This window comes from Robertmurraya sp. DFI.2.37, from assembly GCF_029211245.1.
In the GTDB taxonomy this organism is placed as follows: Bacteria; Bacillota; Bacilli; order Bacillales; family Cytobacillaceae; genus Robertmurraya; species Robertmurraya methanolica_A.
Map to the genome: position 1 here is coordinate 43,857 of NZ_JARGEJ010000008.1, position 18,051 is coordinate 61,907.

An 18,051-nucleotide genomic window follows, 5' to 3' on the forward strand; every position below is an offset into this window, starting at 1 on the left:
TGAAAAATGGAATTGCTTTCAAATATTAATGGAAAGAAAATAGTAATTTTCGGGACTGGAAATTTTAGTAAAAATATCATAACTAGATACAAACTTTCTGTAAAATATTTTGTTGATAACAATACATTGAAATGGGGTAAGAAATTTTACAGAAAAGAAATAAAGAACCCCATTAAATTAAATGAGGAATGTAAAGATGAAATAAGGATCATTGTTGCTAGTGAAGCATTCCCTCAAATTGCTGATCAATTGTTAATGATGGGGTTTCAAGAAAATGTTCATTTCTTTAACGGAATTGATCTACTAATCAATTATCAAAATAACTATAGTACTTTTAAATCAAAGGTGAAGCATTTTATAAGAAATTATAAATTTCTAATTAAACTATACTATTTTTTTAATAGAGACTTTGATAGAGAATTAATAGCTACGTTCGAGGGGATCAATAAACCGAATATAAACGATTTTAGAAGAGATATACACAGAATAGAAAAAGGTTTACTAAATAAAAATAAAAAGTCAGTATTTGCTCTTGATTATATTGATAAAACAGTAAAAATCTATTATCAATTATCAACAAATAATACAGCTGATGAGAATTTGAAAAAATGGGCTTATGACGTTTTGTGTAAATATTTTGAAACGGTTAGATTAACATATCATCTTATGGGATTGAAAGAAGAGTTTATTGAAAAAACAAAAAAAACTGAGGGTGGAAGCTCAGAGCATATCCCTTATAAAAGAAAAAATATTGAGGCTCCCGTAAAGATAGAACAGTTGTATGCACTTTCGAAATATAGACGTTCAGTCCGTTATTTTGAGAAAAAGACAGTACCTAGAGAGATAATAGATGAAAGTATAAGAGTTGCTTTGCAATCTCCAAGCGCTTGTAACAGACAACCTTTTAAATTTAGAATTTTTGACGATCCGAAATTGCTTAAAGAACTTAAAAAATTGCCGTTAGGGATAAAAGGGTTTGAAGATTCTATTCCGGTTTTAGTTGTAGTTATAGGTGATCTATCATCTTATTTTGATGAAAGAGATAGACATTTAATCTATATTGATTCCTCTTTAGCAGTCATGTCGTTTATCTATGCATTAGAAACTCAAAAAGTTAGTTCTTGTATCTTAAATTGGGCAGATATTGAGGAAAGAGAAGTTAAAATGGAGAAATTATTGGGGCTAGAATCTTATGAAAGGCCGATAATGATGATTGCACTTGGCTACCCTGACCATGATAAACTCGTAGCTTATTCAGCAAAAAAAGAATTAGATATGATTAGGAGTTATAATAATGAATAAAAAGGTGATAGAGCTAACAGGCGTGAATTTTGTTAATAAAGGTGCAGAGTTAATGCTTCATGCCATAATCCAACAGTTTTCTGATGCCAATACATATAAACTGGTTTCTGACTTTACAATGGGCACTTTCGAACAAAGATCACAGCTAGGTTTGCATCAGAAGTTTCGAGTTAATCCATTAGGATATCAGTTTAGTGATGAAGGGAAAAGAACGGCAATAAATAATATGAAGAAGGATCAGGAAATATTTGAGCGTTTTTTTCATTCTCAGTTTAGTGAGGGATTAGGGTTAGTCGCACCAAATGAGATTGATGTTATTCTTGATGCGTCAGGATTTAGATATAGCAGTCAATGGGGAGACCATAAGACTCATTTGGGTGCTTTTTTATATGAGCAATGGAATAAAGAGGGGAAGAAAATATTCTTACTTCCACAAGCATTTGGTCCTTTTGAAACTGATGAGATAAAACAATCATTTTTAAAAATTGTTGAATCGGCAAGTCTTATCTGTCCAAGAGATGAAATTTCTTACAATAATATTATGGAGATTTGCCCGGATAATTTACAGAACAAAGTAAGAAAATTCCCGGATTTTACTTGTCTGGTTAATGGGAAAATTCCAACCACTAATGGTAAATCTGACCAAGTTTGTCTTATCCCAAACTTTCGAATGATTGATAAGACTAATTCCGAAACAGCTTCATGGTATATGAATTTGTTAATTAATATTGTGCAATTTTTAAAAGTTAATAATATAGAATTTTTTGTTTTAATACATGAGACAGGAAAAGATAACTTGATTTATGAAGAGATATGTAAGCAAATTGGTTTTGACATCCCTCTTTTAAGAGAAGGTGATCCTTTATATATAAAGGGCATTATTTCAAAGTCTTCTGCTGTAATTGGGTCAAGGTACCATGGCTTAATAAGTGCTTTAACTTCAAATATCCCTTGTATAGGAATAGGATGGAGCCACAAGTATGATGAGTTATTTAATGATTTTTATAATAATGATTATTTAATTAAAAATTTATCGAGCAAGGAAGAAGTAGAAAAAATACTTAATCGTTTCTTTTTTGATCAAGTTGCTCAGCAAAAATATTCTGAGGGAATGGAGAACGGCAATATAGCCTACCGTAGCAAAGTGAAAGAGATGTGGGATCTCATTAAAGAAGAAATACATCGTTAGTATTAAAAAAACAACATGTACATTGATGTTAGGAAAGAAATATATTTGTGGAGGTTATATCTTTGTGTAATAACCTGTCTAATGAATTATTAAATAAAGGCTGGATCCATAAAAGAACTATGTATCAAAACGTTTTTGAGAGTATAGAGAGGTATCGCAGCGTTAATTCCCCATCCATCTCGGTAATTGTCATTTCTTGGAGACTTCATAAGGATACCTTAAAGAGCTTTAAGATCTTGGAAAGCCAGAGAAAGCATAATTTTGAATTGATATTTGTTGATAATGGTGGTAACGAGGGAGAGTTTGCCGAATTAAAGCCTTATATAGATACTTATATAAAATTAAACATCAATACAGGAGCGTATTTGGCAAGAAATATTGGAGCTTTATTTGCCAATGCTCCGATATTATTTTTTTTGGAAGATGACGGAATACCTGATAGTGATTTGATTGAATCTCATATTGAGATGTTTAATAGTTTTGATGTTATTGCAGTTCGAGGAGTGTATCTTCCTAAGACTGAAAATCTGTTAAATAATAGGCAATTACACTATTATCATGGGAACACGATATTATCTTCATACTCTGACTTAGAAGGTAATTCCTCCTATTCTTCGGAAATATTTTATAAAGTTGGGGGCTGGAATGATAGCATTGAATTTGGCCATGGTGGAATAGAGTTAGCAATTCGCTTACTGAACTTAGAACCAGATAGGACCAAACAAGTGTATTCTCCAGCGTCCATTATATATCATGACTATGTTAAGGATGAATCTCATTTTATAAAAAAGTCTAGAAAACAGGAAGCCTCGTTGGAAGTTCTTAAAAACAAATATAAAAATTGGGATCAGTGTATAAGGGATTGGAAAAATGATTATTATCTGGGAGACAAAATAATAAAGAAGAAAGAGAAATCGACTCGTTATTATCTTATTCTAAATAGAGTATTGGAACGAAACAGTGATAAAGTAAATCAAGTGAATTTTGGGGTGATTCAAAGATACTCTGAAGGAACAGTAGTTATTAATAATCAGTCTAGATATAATGTGATTTTTGGAAGTGGGGAATATGGGAAGGAAGCTTTGAAATTTCTTAAATCACAAAATATTCGACTCGATTTTTTTACTGACAACGATAGTAATAAATGGGGTCAAGAAATTGAGGGCTTACTAGTTATTGATCCAAAGGATTTGAATCACAATCATTTTATTTTTATTGCATCTAGTTGGTTCTATGAAATTGCTGAACAATTAGAAAGAGATAATTTCAGAAGAGGTACTCACTTTGCAATTGTTAAATAGATTTCTAAAGGAGAGTCTTCCAAATGGAACATAATGTTAGTTCACTACCGATTATTAGTATTGTAATGCCAGTTTTTAATAGAGAAAAATATATTGCAGAGACTATAGAAAGTATTTTAAATCAAACGTATACTGATTTTGAGTTAATCATAGTTAATGATGGTTCAACGGACAAGACTAGAGAAATCATAGAGTCGTTTAACGATCCGAGAATAATTCTTATTGAGCATGGGGAAACAAAAGGTGTTGCAGCTGCTAGAAATACTGGATATTCAGTTTCGAGAGGGAATTTCATTGCGATATCAGACTCAGATGATATTAACTTACCACAAAGGTTGGAGAAACAATTAACGTTTCTATATACTCATGAGGATATTGATGTAGTATCTTGCTGGGTTAAAGAATTTGATGAACACAATAATAGTACAGAGCTGACAATGGATATAAATAGTCATTCTATCCGCTCACAAATGATTTTTAACCCAGGTGTCCCTGCGTTTATGATGTTTCGTAAAGAGAAAATAGGAAGTTTAAATTGTTTATATCATGATGAAACGTATAAGGCTGCAGTAGACTATCAATGGTACGCAAGTTTGCCTAATTCTATAAAAATTTCTTGTGTTCCAGAAGTTTTATATCTATATAGAAGACATTATGACCAAATTAGTACAAGTGGTTATTCGAATCAGCAGTATTATGCAAATATAATCAGAAAAAAGGAATTGGCAAAAATCGGGATAGAACCAACAGAGCATGAATTCACAATTCATTATAATGTTTCTTTAAGAAAATTTGGTTATTGCTTAATTCATTTACAAGATACATTAAGGTGGTTCGAAAAATTAAAACAACAAAATAATCTTATAAAATACTATTCAACAAAAGAATTTAATGAAATGCTTAATCGAATCTCTGAAAAGTTATTTGCGATGTCGAAAGAAATTGAAGTGATAAAAAATAAAAATAGAGATATTTTTATATGGGGAACAGGGAATCAAGGATTGCAGGATTTGGAGCTTTTGAAAAAGTATAATGTTGAAATTAAAGGATTTATTGATAGCAATTCATTAAAATGGAACGATGAGTTTGAAGGTTTTAAAATATTTTCTCCGGAAATTTTGAATGGAAAAACAAATATATTTGTTTTAGTTAGTTCAATGTATTGGAAGGATATCTATAATCAGTTAAATGAGTTTGGTCTTTCTGAAAGAAATGATTACACTACTTTTTCTAGAAGGTTGTGAAATGTTTATTAAAAAATCGACACTTGAGTCGATTTCATAATGTACCATCGCTAATTAAAAAACGAACAATATCATGTTTAATAATCATTTATATCTCCATTTACTCCTTAAAATAATGCGAAAGTCAAATGAACGTTCGTTTTTAACTTGAAGTGCGCAATTATGAAATGGACTCACTTATCTTTACGTTATAATAAATAATTGAATTTAAGGACAGGAGTACTAAATGATAGTATCTGTGTTGATAAATAATTTTAATAATGGCGTCTATTTAAGGGAGTGTATTGAGTCGGTTTTAAATCAAACATATAATGATATTGAAGTTATATTGTATGATGATGGATCGACGGATAATTCTTTAGAGATTGCAAGTCAATATAAAGAGGTAAAAATAATAAGTAGTTGTAACTATGGAAGTACAGCGAACTTTAATCAGGCAAATGCAATTTATCAAGCATATAAAATAGCATCTGGTAATATTATTTGTCTGCTAGATGGTGATGATGCTTTTGTGAGAGATAAAGTAGAATTAGTTGTTAAGGAATTTGAAGAAAATCCAGAAGTTATTGCAGTACAACATCTACTTTCTGAGATAGATAATAAAGGTAATTCAAGGAATATTATTAGACCTGTTTTAAAAAAAATTGACAATTATCGAGAACATTTAATAGAAAAAAAGGACTTCTTTCATTTATTTTCTTCAACAAGTGCCTTATCCTTTCGGAGGGATTTCCTAGGGAAGGTTCTGCCAATAAAAGAAGATCACCTTTCTCATATTTGGAGCGATTCAAGATTAATGTATTATGCAGCGTTAGAAGGTGAAATTGTTTTATTAAGTAACCCTTTAAGTCTTTATCGAATTCATGGGAATAATGATTCAACTCGGCGAGATAGTATAGAAGGGCATCAAGAATACACGAAAGAATTATATCAATTTATTAATCAGTTATTTCTGAAATACGAGTTGCCGCCTATAAATTATCAATACGAACATTTTTTAAGAAACACGTATTTTTATTCTATTTTAGATCGTATAGCGATACTTGAGTTTATGGACAATAATGAGGGAAGTAATTTTTATATTTGGGGTGCTGGTGAAGCCGGTCAATCCATTAACCTTTTTCTCCAAGAGTATAGTTATGAAATATGTGCGTTCATAGACAGTAATCAACAAAAACAAGGCCAAAAAGTTATGGGAAAAGAAATTATTAGTCCAAAACAATTATATTTAGCTGAGGATGTCAAAGTCATCATCTCACCCTACTACCATTACGATCTATTAACCAATCAGCTCCAAGAGAATGGGATGCAGGATAATGATTTTTTATATCCTTATATGAAAGACTAATTTTTTTGGGAAAGTAGCTTGGAAATAATCGTCTTGAGTAAACAGCGAATTGCAAACTTTTGAAAGAAGTGTTTGATAAATTATGAAAAACAAAATTTCAGTAGTCATTCCTGTATATAATGGAGAAAAGTATATCGCTGAAACCATTCAAAGCCTCCTTGATCAAACTAAGAAAGCAAACGAAATTATAGTAGTGAATGATGGAAGCACTGATAAGACAAAGGATGTTTTAGAGAATTTCTCAAAAGAATCAAACCTAATTTTTCATCATTTTTCTGAAAATAAAGGTGTGGCATTTACACGAAATTATGGTGTAAGTTTGTCTCAGGGGGACTGGATTCTTTTTATGGATGCGGATGATTTAGCAGAACCAAATCTACTGGAGCAATATTTTAACAAGCTGAATGAAAGTGATTCTGATGATTGGGTGCTTATTCACAGTGCTTATCAACAAATTGATGAAAAAGGTAGTTTGCTTAAAGGCGTACATCGTTTTAAACAGGTTCATTCACAAGATATATTAGGGTATCAATTGTTGAGGAATCATGTATATTTATCTGGAACGCTTGTTAAAAAAGATAGTTTTATTAAGTCATCTGGATTTAATCCTTCGTTGACACATTCTGAAGATTGGGATCTGTGGTTACGCCTAGCAGCGATAGGTGGATACGGATATGTAGATATTCCATTATTTAAAGTTCGAAGACACGGGAATAACACATCTGCAAATATTAAAGGTATGCTAGAAGGTGAAAGAAAAGTACTGGAGCAATATGATGTAGAGTATATAAAACAGGCTATCTATAAAAGAAGCCTTCCTGCCAATGAGAATAAAGTAGATTTTGTTAATATCCTTTATAGAATGGGGAAGTGGGACGATGGAATTAACATATTAAAAACTATAATAGATAGAGATCCAAGAATAATGAATAAAGTATGGTTTCTAAAAGGCATTTATTACTATCAAATTCAGGAGTATAGTTCTGCGCGTCAAAGCTTTACTGAGGCGTTAAACTATAATGCAAAGGATGGCGCATCTTTAAACAATCTTGCTGTAATGCATTACTTGTTGAATGATAGTGAAAAAAGTGTAGTTATACTACAAAAGGCTACGGAGCTATTTCCTGAGTTTCTTGATGCTAGTTATAATCTTAAAGAAGTCAAAAATCAAAGTGGAACAAATCTTAAAGTTACTATGCGTCAACTTCGCCCGGTACTTATACGCTATGCTTCTACTTAAAAGTTAACATAGGGAAGATTAGTGGTCTCCTAAATCAAAAAAATAAGTAAACGTTGAATAGAGCGAGCAGAAGGAGAAAGGATGGTTTCATTATGAATCACCAGAAGTTAAAAGTTATTTTTGCAGAAGCATTAGGTATTGAAGAAAGCCAAGTAACAGATACTCTAGCCTACAATACTATCCCTGAATGGGATTCAGTTGCTCATATGGCGTTGGTAGCTGAAATTGACGACCAGTTTGATATTATGCTTGATACGGATGATGTACTTGATTTGAGTTCCTTTGCAAAAGCAAAAGAAATTCTACAAAAGTATGATATTCGATTTGAATAGGTCCGATGCAAATGTTATTAAAGAATAAAGTAGTCTTTATTACAGGAGCTTCGAGAGGAATAGGACAAGCAGCAGCTCTTTTATTTGCGGAGCATGGCGCACGACTAATATTGCATGCTCGCAATGGAGCTTCTTTAACGGAGACAATAGAGAAGGTAGCGAAAGTTAGTTCAATTAGTCCGTATGTGCTGACCTATGATGTTAAGGATATTTCGAGCATAAAAAATAGCTTTAAGGCGATCAAGAAAGAGTTCGGCAGACTTGATGTACTTATTAATAATGCAGGTGTGATGAATGAATCGCTGCTTGGTTTGGTTAGTGATGAGCTTATAGGGCAAACAATGGAAACGAATGTACATTCTGTTTTGTACCATATGCAATATGCATCGCGTATCATGATGAAGCAAAAGGAAGGTTCTATTATAAATGTCAGTTCAATAGCAGGGACGAATGGCATTGAAGGAAATTCTGCTTATTCAGCTAGCAAAGCTGCGGTGATAGGTGCAACAAAATCGGTTTCGAAAGAATTAGCACCGTATCATATTCGAGTTAATGCGGTAGCACCTGGGTTTATAAATACGGATTTAATAGGTCATTATAAAGACGAAAGATTGGAAAAAGTGATCGAGAGTATTAAAATGAAGCGAATTGGAGAGCCGAAAGAAGTGGCGAACGTCTTTCTTTTTCTAGCGTCAGATTTATCTTCATATGTTACTGGGCAGGTGATCGGTGTAGATGGGGGCATGGTCGTTTAATGGCTCCTTATCTACACTTTTTTTATTTTTGGCCGATGAAAAAGAAGAATGGAGATTCTTTAGTCGCGATAGTTTAAAATCTAATATAATCCGTAAATAGACAGGTGAGAAATCGTGCATACATTTTGGAATAATTTCAGTGAATATAAGGATCGCGTTGCTGTAGTCGAACAGGTAGGTAAGGCATATACTTACAGTGAATTACAACAGGATATGGAGGGATTGCAAAAGAAAATAAGAGCTTCTTATAAACAACTAATTCTGATTTTGGCGAAAAACAACTATGAGTATTATTGTCTCTTATTTGGCTGTGCTTCAAAATAAAGATGCAGTTATGTTAGTTAATGCAGATCTGGAGGAAAGCCTTTTACAAACGATTATTGATTCGTATCAGCCGGCATATATAATTGGTGATGTTCATCATGAAGATTATAAGTCAATTGAAGCTGGTATTTTAAGAAGAAGTGTGGCTCCAGACTATGAGATTTTTCAAGATGTCGCTCTTTTATTAAGTACATCTGGTACTACTGGAAGCTTGAAATTTGTGAAATTATCATATGAAAATATTGCTGCTAATGCAAAATCGATATCCGAATATTTACATCTACAAACAGATGACAGAGGCTTGGTTAACCTACCCATCCATTATTCGTACGGTATTTCCATCATAAATAGCCACCTTCACGTAGGAGCATCCATTTTATTAACCAATGATAGCATCATTTCGAAAGAATTTTGGAAGTTTGTTGAAAATGAGAAAGCCACTTCACTGGCAGGGGTGCCTTATACTTATCAAACACTTTTGAGAATTGGTTTTCAAAAAATGGAGCTGCCTCATTTGAGATACTTTACTCAAGCGGGGGGAAGGTTAAGCGAAAAACACATTTCCGTTTATGCTGAGTATGCGAATAGATTTGCTAAAAAATTCTATGTGATGTATGGTCAAACTGAAGCAGCACCACGGATTAGCTATGTACCTCCAGAAGAGCTTCTTAACAAAATAGGAAGCATAGGAAAGGCGATCCCAAATGGAAAGTTAACGATTGATGAAGAAACGGGAGAATTAATCTATGAGGGACCTAATGTGATGCTGGGCTATGCCAAAGATTTTAACGATTTAGCAAGAGGTGATGAGCTAAACGGCAAGCTGCATACGGGAGATATTGCGGAAGTCGATGCAGATGGTTACTTTTACATTAAGGGCCGCATGAAGCGATTTATTAAATTATTTGGGCTACGGTTAAATTTGGACGAGATCGAAAAGCAGCTTGAAAAAACCTTGCGAAAGGACGTATTCTGTGTAGGTACGGATGATAAATTATTCGTAGTAACCGATGTGATGGACTTGAAGGATGAAATAAAGAGGCTAATTGAAGATTTATATAAGCTACATAGAAGTGCTTTTCAAGTTAAAGTGGTGGAGGATATCCCAAGACTAGCGAATGGTAAAGTAAATTATGTAGTGTTAAAGGAAATGATGTTATAGTGGAACCTTTTATGACGAAAAGTGCTGACAAACAGAATTACTTATTAGCAGAATTAAATGAGCTGACGAAATTTCATTATAGTCACTGTGAACCATATAAACAAATGCTAAGTAAATCGAATCATGCTTTAGAAGTAACAACCTTAGAGGAGATTCCTTTCTTGCCAGTTCAACTTTTTAAAATGCTGGCATTGCACTCCATTGCAGAGAACGATATTTTTAAGGTTTTAACATCAAGCGGTACAACAGGTCAGCAAGTATCAAAAATATATTTAGATAAAGACACAGCTAAGGCACAGACTAAAGCTCTTGTAGAAGTTATGACCCCCTTGCTTGGCAAGAAACGCTTACCAATGATTATGATTGACACAAAAAATGTTTTAAAGGACCGAAAATCATTTAGTGCTCGAGGGGCAGGGATTTTAGGATTTTCCAATTTTGGAAGAAGGCATTTTTACTTGCTCCATGATGATATGACGATCGATTGGGACGGTTTAAATGAATTTTTGGAACAACACAAGGATGAAAGGGTTCTTCTATTTGGCTTTACATTTATGATTTGGCAATATTTTTATCAAGCTACTTTAAGTAAAGGAATTAAATTAAATTTAAAAGACAGTGTGCTGATTCATGGTGGAGGTTGGAAAAAGTTAAAAGATCAGTCTGTTAGTAATGAGAGATTTAAGGACATGCTTTTCCAACAATTTGGTATTCAATCTATTCATAATTATTATGGAATGGTCGAGCAAGTCGGCTCCATTTTTGTAGAATGTCCAAAGGGGCATCTTCATACACCCGTTTATGCAGATGTTATTATAAGAGATCCCCTTTCTTTTCAGCCGCTTCCCTTTGGTGAACAAGGATTGATCCAAGTGCTGAGTACTTTACCAAAAAGTTATCCAGGGCACAGTTTATTGACAGAAGATTTAGGGACCATTCATGGTGAAGATGATTGCTCATGCGGTTGGAAGGGAAAGTATTTTTCTGTCGCAGGTAGAATACCAAAAGCAGAGCTACGCGGATGTAGTGATACATTCGCTTTCGACAAAAAGGTGGGGAAGACGATATGAGATTTTATTGGCCAGCTACCTCGGAAAGATGGCAAACCCAGATAGAGTCTGTTATCCAGATGAGGCCACTAAAACCATTTGATCAAAGAGTGGTTGCTTTTCTGCAATCATTATCAAAAACGATCTTAAAGGATCATACTTATCGAAGATACCCAGAATTAATTACACTCGCCTATTGGTTGAGAAGGGCGCATATCGAGGAAATGAAAGCTTCCTTTTTAAAAAGAGCTGACAATAGACTGTTACGGGCACGGGGAGTAGCATTGCATTTTGCCCCTTCCAATGTTGATACAATATTTGTTTACTCGTGGGTGCTTTCGATGCTTGCGGGAAATAATAATATATTGCGAATATCCGGACGTGAACAGCAGCAAACTGATCTGCTTATTGCGGCAATATTAAAAGAGATTGCTCAGCATCCAGAGGTTGCTAGTAGAACTGCAATTGTTACTTATGAACATAATGATGAAATTACCCGTTTTTTATCAGAGCGTTGTCATATCAGAATTGTTTGGGGCGGAGATGAGACGGTGCGGAAAATTCGTTCTATACCGCTGGCGCCATTAGCCACTGAGTTGGTTTTTCCCGATCGTTTTTCGTTGTCTGCCTTTGAGGCAAAGGAAGTCATTAATGCAAATGAGTCCGATATGAAAGAATTTGTTCATCAGTTTTATAATGATGGTTTTTGGTTTGCGCAAATGGCCTGTTCATCCCCTCGCTTGATCGCATGGATTGGAAGTCCAGATTTAATTGCCCTTGCACAAAAGCGTTTTTGGAACGAATTAAATGACCATTTAGATGCTCATCTGGAAGAGCTATCGGCAGCAATGCAGGTGCAGAAATTAACGACAGGTTATTTATTAAGTATTGATAATGAAACGACTTCTTTTATGCATCAACAGAATTTCACTCGTGTCCAATTGGAAGCTATTAATAGGGAAATGAAAGAAAGGCATTGCGGTGGGGGACTATTTTATGAATTAGAATTACCGAAATTAAAGGATTTAAGTTCTCTACTTGATGATAAGGATCAGACTTTATCCTATTTTGGTTTTACGCGAGAGGCGTTGATAGACTTTGCAAAAGCTATTGAAAATAGGAGTATTGACCGGATTGTACCTGTAGGACAGTCATTAGCTTTTGGAGGAGTTTGGGATGGCTATGATTTAATGATGCATTTTACTAGAGAACTTGTTATTAGGTGATATTATGCAATTTGTTTCTATTAAAGAAGAACATTTAGAATTAATTTTAAATTGGCGAACGAGCGAATTTGTAACAAGGTATATGTATACCGACATTGAGTATGATTTAGTAAAACAGAGAAGCTGGTTTGAGTCCATTAAAAAAGATCCTCACAGTTATTATTGGATTATGATTTATAGAGACGAGCCGATCGGACTTGTTTCCATAACGGATATTCATTCTCGTGATAAGAGAGCTCATTGGAACTTTTATATTGGGAATCCCAAGTTTAGTATGTTAGGTGGTTTTATCGGTCCGTATGTCTATAATTACGCTTTTAAAACGATGGGATTGAATAAGCTTGTAGGAGAAGTAATGGAAGAAAACGAGGGAGTCAGAAAGCTTCATTTGAAACAGGGTGCTAGAGAAGTGGGGTATTTGTCAGAACATATTTTTAAATATAACAAATATCATCATGTTTATATATATGAGATGACGAAAAATATGTGGGATACTTGCGGAAGCAAATTCTCTAACTATATTCCTGAAGTACAATAAATTTATTTGATAGGTGTGGCGGCTTATGAAAACAATTGTCATTATTCAGGCACGAATGGGTTCTTCTCGATTGCCTGGTAAGATTTTAAAGCCCTTAGGCAAAAAAGATGTTCTTTCATATGTGGTCGAGCGATGTGAAAAAATAGTCGGAGTGAGTGATGTAGTAGTAGCAACGTCCACCCTTGCACAAGACGATATTGTGGAAGAGTGGTGTAAACAAAAAGATATTGCCTATTTTCGTGGTTCGGAAGAACATGTCCTTTCGCGTTATGCGCAGGCAGCGGAACGATATAATCCCGATTATGTTATTAGAGTAACTGCTGATTGTCCATATGTTGATTTTCAATTAGCATCAGAGATGATTAGGAGAATGGAAGAATCTCCAAGTGATTTTATAAAAATTGGAGGGGAATTGCCAAGAGGGTTAGCAGTTGAATTATTCTCATTTACTGCACTGAAATATATTGAGAAGCATGGTAAGGAGCAGCGTCATAAAGAACATGTAACTTATTATGCGTATGAAAATAATCATGAGTTTTCATGGTCTTATGTAGCTCTACCTCAAGGGCTCAGCCATCCTCATCTTAGAATTACCTTAGACACAGAAGAAGACTATGAACTATGTCAGCAGATTGCTGAGCATTTCAAAGGGGATTTACTTGTACCTTCAGAAGAGGTCGTGCGCTTTCTTTTAGACCATCCTGAAATTGCGAAAATTAACGCTCATATCGAGCAAAAACCGGTTGTGTAGAGATGAATATTTTTTTTCGCGTAGATGCTTCGTTTACAATAGGAACTGGACATATGATGCGCTGTCTTACCTTGGCCAATTTTTTAAAGGAGAATGGAGCCAGGGTTACTTTTATTTGTGCTGAGCTAGCTGGTAATATGATCGATTATGTGAAGTCTTTCGGCTTTAAAGTGGTTGCTGTTAGTGGGAAATTTGAGTATGATGCCATGCGTACAGTAGCCATATTGAAGGAACAAGAATGTGATCTAGTGATTGTTGATCATTATCAAATAGACGAAAAATGGGAAAGTGTCTTAAAAAGTGAATTAAGTAAGTTAAAGCTTATGGTGATTGATGATTTAGCGAATCGCAAGCATGATTGCGATCTTCTTTTAGATCAGAATTACCAAGAGAATTTTGAGAGCAGATACGATACTTTAGTGCCTGAGCAATGTGAAAAGTTATTGGGACCTTCATATTTACTTCTCAGACCGGAGTTTTATAAAGAAAATAGGGTGCGGACAAATGCTCAGATTGGCAATATTTTAGTTTTTTACGGCGGTTCTGACCCGACTGGTGAAACGGTGAAGGCGCTGCATGCCCTTAGTAAATTAGTGTAGGGGGATGTCCAAATTCATGTAGTAGTTGGACTATCAAACCCGAAGAAAGATTCGATTGCAAAAATATGTAAGAAATCAGGCTTCCGCTATTATGAACAAATCAATTATCTTGCCGACTTAATGAGAGAGTCCGACTTGTCGTTGGGGGCCGGAGGTGTTACGATGTGGGAACGCTGCTATCTTGGGGTGCCTTCGATTGTGACGATTGTTGCTGAAAACCAACTGGAGTCTACCGTTGCAGCAGCTAAGTATGGAGCAATATGGAGTCTGGGCTGGCATGAAGGTGTAAAAGAAAGGGAACTTGTCGATATAATAAAGAGAGCAATGGAATCCCCTGAGAAATTAAGGGAGCTTTCAGCGAAATCAACATTACTCATGCAAGCAAATCGAAAGCATGAAATACACCCTGTTGTTAAAGCAATTATGGAGGTTGGAAATGGCGATTAATATTGGAGGGCGTCTCGTAGGTTCTGCACATAAGCCTTTTATTATAGCAGAAATGTCAGGGAACCATAACCAGTCTTTAGAAAAGGCGTTGCAAATTGTAGAAGCAGCAGCTAAGGCTGGGGTTGATGCATTGAAATTGCAGACATATACAGCAGATACTATGACTTTAGATATAAAAGAGGGAGAATTTTATATAGATAACCCGGAAAGTTTATGGAAGGGAACGTCTTACTATGACCTATATAAAGAAGCCTATACCCCATGGGAGTGGCATGAACCGATCTTTCGAAGATGTCAGGAGCTAGGACTTATTGCTTTTAGTTCTCCCTTTGATGAGACAGCAGTGGATTTTCTTGAAGAGCTTAATGTACCATGTTATAAAATTGCATCCTTTGAAAATACGGATATCCCTCTTATTGAAAAGGCAGCTTCTACTGGAAAGCCACTCATCATCTCTACAGGAATGGCAACAGTAGCCGAGCTCGATGAATCTATTCGTGCTGCCCGCACTGCAGGATGCAAAGATATTATTCTTTTAAAATGTACGAGTACTTATCCGGCTTCTCCTGAGAATTCGAATTTGTTAACTCTTCCTCACATGAAAGAGTTATTCCAATGTGAGGTTGGTTTATCCGACCATACGATGGGAATAGGAGTTGGCGTTGCGAGCGTTGTTTTAGGTGCAACTGTGATCGAAAAACATTTCACGACTTCTCGAGCTGAAGGTGGAACAGATGCTGCGTTCTCTATGGAGCCAGAGGAAATGCAAGCACTCGTAGAAGAGACTGAAAAAGCATGGCAAAGTCTTGGTCAAATTAGCTATGGGCCGACAAAGGCGGAGGAACGTTCGTTAAAAGATCGCCGTTCATTATATGTTGTCAACGATATAAAAGCAGGTGAAATGTTGACGAAGGACAATATTCGTGCTATCCGACCAGGATTTGGTCTGCCTCCCAAGCATTACAAAAATGTATTAGGAAAACAGGCGAAAGTAGATGTGAAAAAAGGAACCCCATTATCGTGGGACATTGTATAAAGTAAGGTGGGACTAAAATGAACGTGTTACTTACTGGTGGAGCTGGATTTATCGGCCGTGCCGTTGCGAAAAAACTACTCTCAGATGGGCATAAAGTTTGGATTTTAGATGATTTGTCGAATGGGCGTGAAGAGAATATCGCAGAATTTAAACAGGAACTTGAACAATTCATCATTGGGGATATTAAAGATGAACCGTTGCTGAAAGAGATATTTTCCAAGAACTCTTTTGATATTTGCTATCATCTTGGTGCGTCCATTAATGTCCAAGATTCAATCGATGACCCTCGTACAACTTTTAATAATGATACGGTTGGAACTTTTTACATACTGGAACAATGCCGAGAGTATAACGTCAAGGTCGTGTTCATGAGTACATGCATGGTTTATGATCGTTGTTTTGATGAGACAGGAATTACGGAAAAGCATCCTATTAAACCAGCTTCACCTTATGCTGGTTCGAAGATTGCTGCCGAGAATATGGTATTGTCCTATTATCATGCTTACGGCTTGCCGACTGTGGTGATACGACCTTTTAACACATATGGTCCCTTCCAAAAAACAGGAGGCGAAGGTGGTGTAGTCGCCATTTTTATTAAGAAGAAGCTTGCTGGTGAGAAGTTAAGCATTTATGGCGAAGGTACGCAAACAAGAGATCTTCTTTTTGTAGATGACTGTGCTGATTTTGTTGTCCAAGCAGGTTATTCAGAGCAGGTTGATGGAGAAATCGTCAATGCAGGCCTTGGTAGAGATATTTCAGTCAATGATTTAGCGAAATTAATTGTTGAAGACTCAGCAAGAATTGAACATGTGGAGCATATCCATCCTCAAAGTGAAATTCAAAAGCTACTGTGTAACTATGATAAAGCAAACAAACTTTTAGGATGGCGGCCAAAAGTAAGTCTCGAAGAGGGATTGCGCAGAACTGAAGATTGGATTAAAACGAGTCACCTTATTTAAGGGTGACTTTTTTTGGAGGAGACATTATGACACTTGCTATATTTGGTGGTCAACCAGTGAGAGCTAACTATTTATCCTATGGCCAGCAGTGGATTGATGAAGAGGATGTTCAAATCGTTGTCGATACATTGAAGGGAGCGTTTATTACGCAGGGGCCTGCAATCGAACAATTTGAACGCACTGTTGCCGAATATGTCGGCGCAAAGTATGCAGTTGCCTTTTCTAATGGGACAGCAGCTTTGCACGGAGCTTGTTTTGCAGCCGGAATTGGGAAGGGTGACGAGGTGATTACTTCCCCTATTACCTTTGCAGCCAGCAGTAATTGTGTTCTTTATTGTGGGGGAAGACCGGTATTTGTTGATATCGATGAACGCACGTACAATATTGATCCCCAAAAAATCAGTAGGGCCATTACCGAGAGTACAAAAGCGATTATTGCTGTTGATTTTACGGGACAACCTGCGGATATGGACGCTATTAGAGAAATAGCAGCAGAACATAAGCTAGTTGTCATTGAGGATGCGGCCCATTCATTAGGTGCAAGTTATAAAGGTCAAAAGATAGGAAAGCTCGCAGATATGACGATGTTTAGCTTTCATCCAGTCAAACACGTGACAACTGCCGAAGGAGGAATGATTGTCACGAATTCGCAGGAGTATGCAGAAAAATTAAAACGTTTCCGTTCGCATGGGATTACCAACCATCATTTATCTAAGGATGAAGGTCCTTGGTATTATGAGATGATTGAGTTAGGCTACAATTATCGTTTGACCGATTTACAGGCAGCTCTAGGTGTTTCGCAAATGAAGAAACTCGATTCTTTTATCGAGAGACGAAGAATGATCGTTGCTAATTACAACAAAGAATTTTCTAAACTTGACGGTGTGCAAATTCCCTATCAGTTGCAGTCAACGGATTCAAGCTGGCATTTATACATGCTCCAGTTGGATTTATCGAAGTTTAAGGCTGGACGAAGAGCTATTTTTGAAGCTCTTCGGGCAGAAAATATCGGTGTACATGTCCACTATCTGCCCGTTTATCACCATCCATATTATCAGGGGTTAGGGTATGAAAAAGGTCTTTGTCCGATTGCGGAAGAATGGTACGAATCTGCCATAACGATTCCTCTCTTTCCGAAAATGTCTGATGAAGATGTGCAATCAGTTATAAAAGGGGTGTCGAAGGTCCTAAGCTACTATTTATTAGATTAAATGATTCCTAAAATAAACAAAAGAGGTTTAACAATAAC

The 18,051-nt window shown here is 35.6% G+C and carries 19 protein-coding genes; all 19 read left to right on the top strand.

The features are described from left to right. Nucleotides 1-6 precede the first annotated feature (6 nt). On the top strand, nucleotides 7-1,302 hold the full coding sequence (locus PZE06_RS06535; RefSeq protein WP_150914860.1) for a nitroreductase family protein: 1,296 nt from the start codon (nucleotides 7-9) through the stop codon (nucleotides 1,300-1,302). Beyond that, the gene (locus tag PZE06_RS06540) at nucleotides 1,295-2,491 is read left to right on the top strand and encodes a polysaccharide pyruvyl transferase family protein (protein ID WP_150914861.1); all 1,197 of its coding nucleotides are present in this window, start codon (nucleotides 1,295-1,297) and stop codon (nucleotides 2,489-2,491) included. Before PZE06_RS06535 ends, PZE06_RS06540 begins: the two co-directional genes overlap by 8 nt. 62 nt (nucleotides 2,492-2,553) lie before the next feature. Further along, nucleotides 2,554-3,792, top strand: coding sequence for a glycosyltransferase (locus tag PZE06_RS06545; protein WP_150914862.1), 1,239 nt, complete (start codon nucleotides 2,554-2,556; stop codon nucleotides 3,790-3,792). A 23-nt stretch (nucleotides 3,793-3,815) separates the two neighbouring features. Further along, on the top strand, nucleotides 3,816-5,036 hold the full coding sequence (locus PZE06_RS06550; RefSeq protein ID WP_150914863.1) for a glycosyltransferase: 1,221 nt from the start codon (nucleotides 3,816-3,818) through the stop codon (nucleotides 5,034-5,036). A gap of 226 nt (nucleotides 5,037-5,262) precedes the next feature. Further along, nucleotides 5,263-6,384 (top strand): glycosyltransferase, encoded by a 1,122-nt coding sequence (locus tag PZE06_RS06555; RefSeq protein ID WP_150914864.1) that lies wholly within the window; start codon nucleotides 5,263-5,265, stop codon nucleotides 6,382-6,384. Nucleotides 6,385-6,466: 82 nt separating this feature from the next. Next, entirely contained in the window at nucleotides 6,467-7,624 is a 1,158-nt protein-coding gene (locus PZE06_RS06560) for a glycosyltransferase (protein ID WP_150914865.1), read from the top strand. Nucleotides 7,625-7,716: 92 nt separating this feature from the next. Further along, nucleotides 7,717-7,956, top strand: a complete 240-nt coding sequence (locus PZE06_RS06565; RefSeq protein ID WP_150914866.1) for an acyl carrier protein — start codon at nucleotides 7,717-7,719, stop codon at nucleotides 7,954-7,956. An 11-nt stretch (nucleotides 7,957-7,967) separates the two neighbouring features. Further along, nucleotides 7,968-8,711: an SDR family NAD(P)-dependent oxidoreductase gene (locus PZE06_RS06570; protein ID WP_150914867.1), complete on the top strand. Its 744-nt coding sequence runs from the start codon at nucleotides 7,968-7,970 to the stop codon at nucleotides 8,709-8,711. A 114-nt stretch (nucleotides 8,712-8,825) separates the two neighbouring features. Beyond that, nucleotides 8,826-9,035 (top strand): hypothetical protein, encoded by a 210-nt coding sequence (locus tag PZE06_RS06575; protein ID WP_150914868.1) that lies wholly within the window; start codon nucleotides 8,826-8,828, stop codon nucleotides 9,033-9,035. Continuing rightward, nucleotides 8,995-10,197: an AMP-binding protein gene (locus PZE06_RS06580; RefSeq protein WP_150914869.1), complete on the top strand. Its 1,203-nt coding sequence runs from the start codon at nucleotides 8,995-8,997 to the stop codon at nucleotides 10,195-10,197. Before PZE06_RS06575 ends, PZE06_RS06580 begins: the two co-directional genes overlap by 41 nt. An 11-nt stretch (nucleotides 10,198-10,208) precedes the next feature. After that, nucleotides 10,209-11,267, top strand: a complete 1,059-nt coding sequence (locus tag PZE06_RS06585) for a LuxE/PaaK family acyltransferase (protein ID WP_150914870.1) — start codon at nucleotides 10,209-10,211, stop codon at nucleotides 11,265-11,267. After that, nucleotides 11,264-12,472 (top strand): acyl-CoA reductase, encoded by a 1,209-nt coding sequence (locus PZE06_RS06590; RefSeq protein ID WP_150914871.1) that lies wholly within the window; start codon nucleotides 11,264-11,266, stop codon nucleotides 12,470-12,472. The genes PZE06_RS06585 and PZE06_RS06590 overlap by 4 nt, the downstream gene beginning before the upstream one ends. A 4-nt stretch (nucleotides 12,473-12,476) precedes the next feature. After that, nucleotides 12,477-13,010: a UDP-4-amino-4,6-dideoxy-N-acetyl-beta-L-altrosamine N-acetyltransferase gene (gene pseH, locus PZE06_RS06595; protein WP_150914872.1), complete on the top strand. Its 534-nt coding sequence runs from the start codon at nucleotides 12,477-12,479 to the stop codon at nucleotides 13,008-13,010. A 25-nt stretch (nucleotides 13,011-13,035) separates the two neighbouring features. Beyond that, nucleotides 13,036-13,761 (top strand): cytidylyltransferase domain-containing protein, encoded by a 726-nt coding sequence (locus PZE06_RS06600; RefSeq protein WP_150914873.1) that lies wholly within the window; start codon nucleotides 13,036-13,038, stop codon nucleotides 13,759-13,761. A 2-nt stretch (nucleotides 13,762-13,763) separates the two neighbouring features. Beyond that, a complete protein-coding gene (pseG, locus tag PZE06_RS06605) occupies nucleotides 13,764-14,360 on the top strand; it encodes a UDP-2,4-diacetamido-2,4,6-trideoxy-beta-L-altropyranose hydrolase (protein WP_225310622.1) in 597 nt (198 codons plus the stop codon). A 12-nt stretch (nucleotides 14,361-14,372) separates the two neighbouring features. After that, a complete protein-coding gene (locus tag PZE06_RS06610) occupies nucleotides 14,373-14,807 on the top strand; it encodes a glycosyltransferase (protein WP_225310625.1) in 435 nt (144 codons plus the stop codon). After that, nucleotides 14,797-15,843, top strand: a complete 1,047-nt coding sequence (pseI, locus tag PZE06_RS06615) for a pseudaminic acid synthase (protein ID WP_150914874.1) — start codon at nucleotides 14,797-14,799, stop codon at nucleotides 15,841-15,843. The genes PZE06_RS06610 and pseI overlap by 11 nt, the downstream gene beginning before the upstream one ends. Before the next feature lie 17 nt (nucleotides 15,844-15,860). Then, on the top strand, nucleotides 15,861-16,802 hold the full coding sequence (locus PZE06_RS06620) for a GDP-mannose 4,6-dehydratase (RefSeq protein WP_150914875.1): 942 nt from the start codon (nucleotides 15,861-15,863) through the stop codon (nucleotides 16,800-16,802). A 26-nt stretch (nucleotides 16,803-16,828) separates the two neighbouring features. Further along, the gene (gene pseC, locus PZE06_RS06625; RefSeq protein WP_150914876.1) at nucleotides 16,829-18,013 is read left to right on the top strand and encodes a UDP-4-amino-4,6-dideoxy-N-acetyl-beta-L-altrosamine transaminase; all 1,185 of its coding nucleotides are present in this window, start codon (nucleotides 16,829-16,831) and stop codon (nucleotides 18,011-18,013) included. Nucleotides 18,014-18,051 lie beyond the last annotated feature (38 nt).

Bases quoted from the DNA above. Each gene is read 5' to 3' on its own strand.
- PZE06_RS06535 (WP_150914860.1), top strand. From the start codon at position 7: ATGGAATTGCTTTCAAATATTAATGGAAAGAAAATAGTAATTTTCGGG.
- PZE06_RS06540 (WP_150914861.1), top strand. From the start codon at position 1,295: ATGAATAAAAAGGTGATAGAGCTAACAGGCGTGAATTTTGTTAATAAA.
- PZE06_RS06550 (WP_150914863.1), top strand. From the start codon at position 3,816: ATGGAACATAATGTTAGTTCACTACCGATTATTAGTATTGTAATGCCA.
- PZE06_RS06555 (WP_150914864.1), top strand. From the start codon at position 5,263: ATGATAGTATCTGTGTTGATAAATAATTTTAATAATGGCGTCTATTTA.
- PZE06_RS06560 (WP_150914865.1), top strand. From the start codon at position 6,467: ATGAAAAACAAAATTTCAGTAGTCATTCCTGTATATAATGGAGAAAAG.
- PZE06_RS06565 (WP_150914866.1), top strand. From the start codon at position 7,717: ATGAATCACCAGAAGTTAAAAGTTATTTTTGCAGAAGCATTAGGTATT.
- PZE06_RS06570 (WP_150914867.1), top strand. From the start codon at position 7,968: ATGTTATTAAAGAATAAAGTAGTCTTTATTACAGGAGCTTCGAGAGGA.
- PZE06_RS06580 (WP_150914869.1), top strand. From the start codon at position 8,995: ATGAGTATTATTGTCTCTTATTTGGCTGTGCTTCAAAATAAAGATGCA.
- PZE06_RS06585 (WP_150914870.1), top strand. From the start codon at position 10,209: ATGACGAAAAGTGCTGACAAACAGAATTACTTATTAGCAGAATTAAAT.
- PZE06_RS06590 (WP_150914871.1), top strand. From the start codon at position 11,264: ATGAGATTTTATTGGCCAGCTACCTCGGAAAGATGGCAAACCCAGATA.
- pseH (WP_150914872.1), top strand. From the start codon at position 12,477: ATGCAATTTGTTTCTATTAAAGAAGAACATTTAGAATTAATTTTAAAT.
- PZE06_RS06600 (WP_150914873.1), top strand. From the start codon at position 13,036: ATGAAAACAATTGTCATTATTCAGGCACGAATGGGTTCTTCTCGATTG.
- pseG (WP_225310622.1), top strand. From the start codon at position 13,764: ATGAATATTTTTTTTCGCGTAGATGCTTCGTTTACAATAGGAACTGGA.
- pseI (WP_150914874.1), top strand. From the start codon at position 14,797: ATGGCGATTAATATTGGAGGGCGTCTCGTAGGTTCTGCACATAAGCCT.
- PZE06_RS06620 (WP_150914875.1), top strand. From the start codon at position 15,861: ATGAACGTGTTACTTACTGGTGGAGCTGGATTTATCGGCCGTGCCGTT.
- pseC (WP_150914876.1), top strand. From the start codon at position 16,829: ATGACACTTGCTATATTTGGTGGTCAACCAGTGAGAGCTAACTATTTA.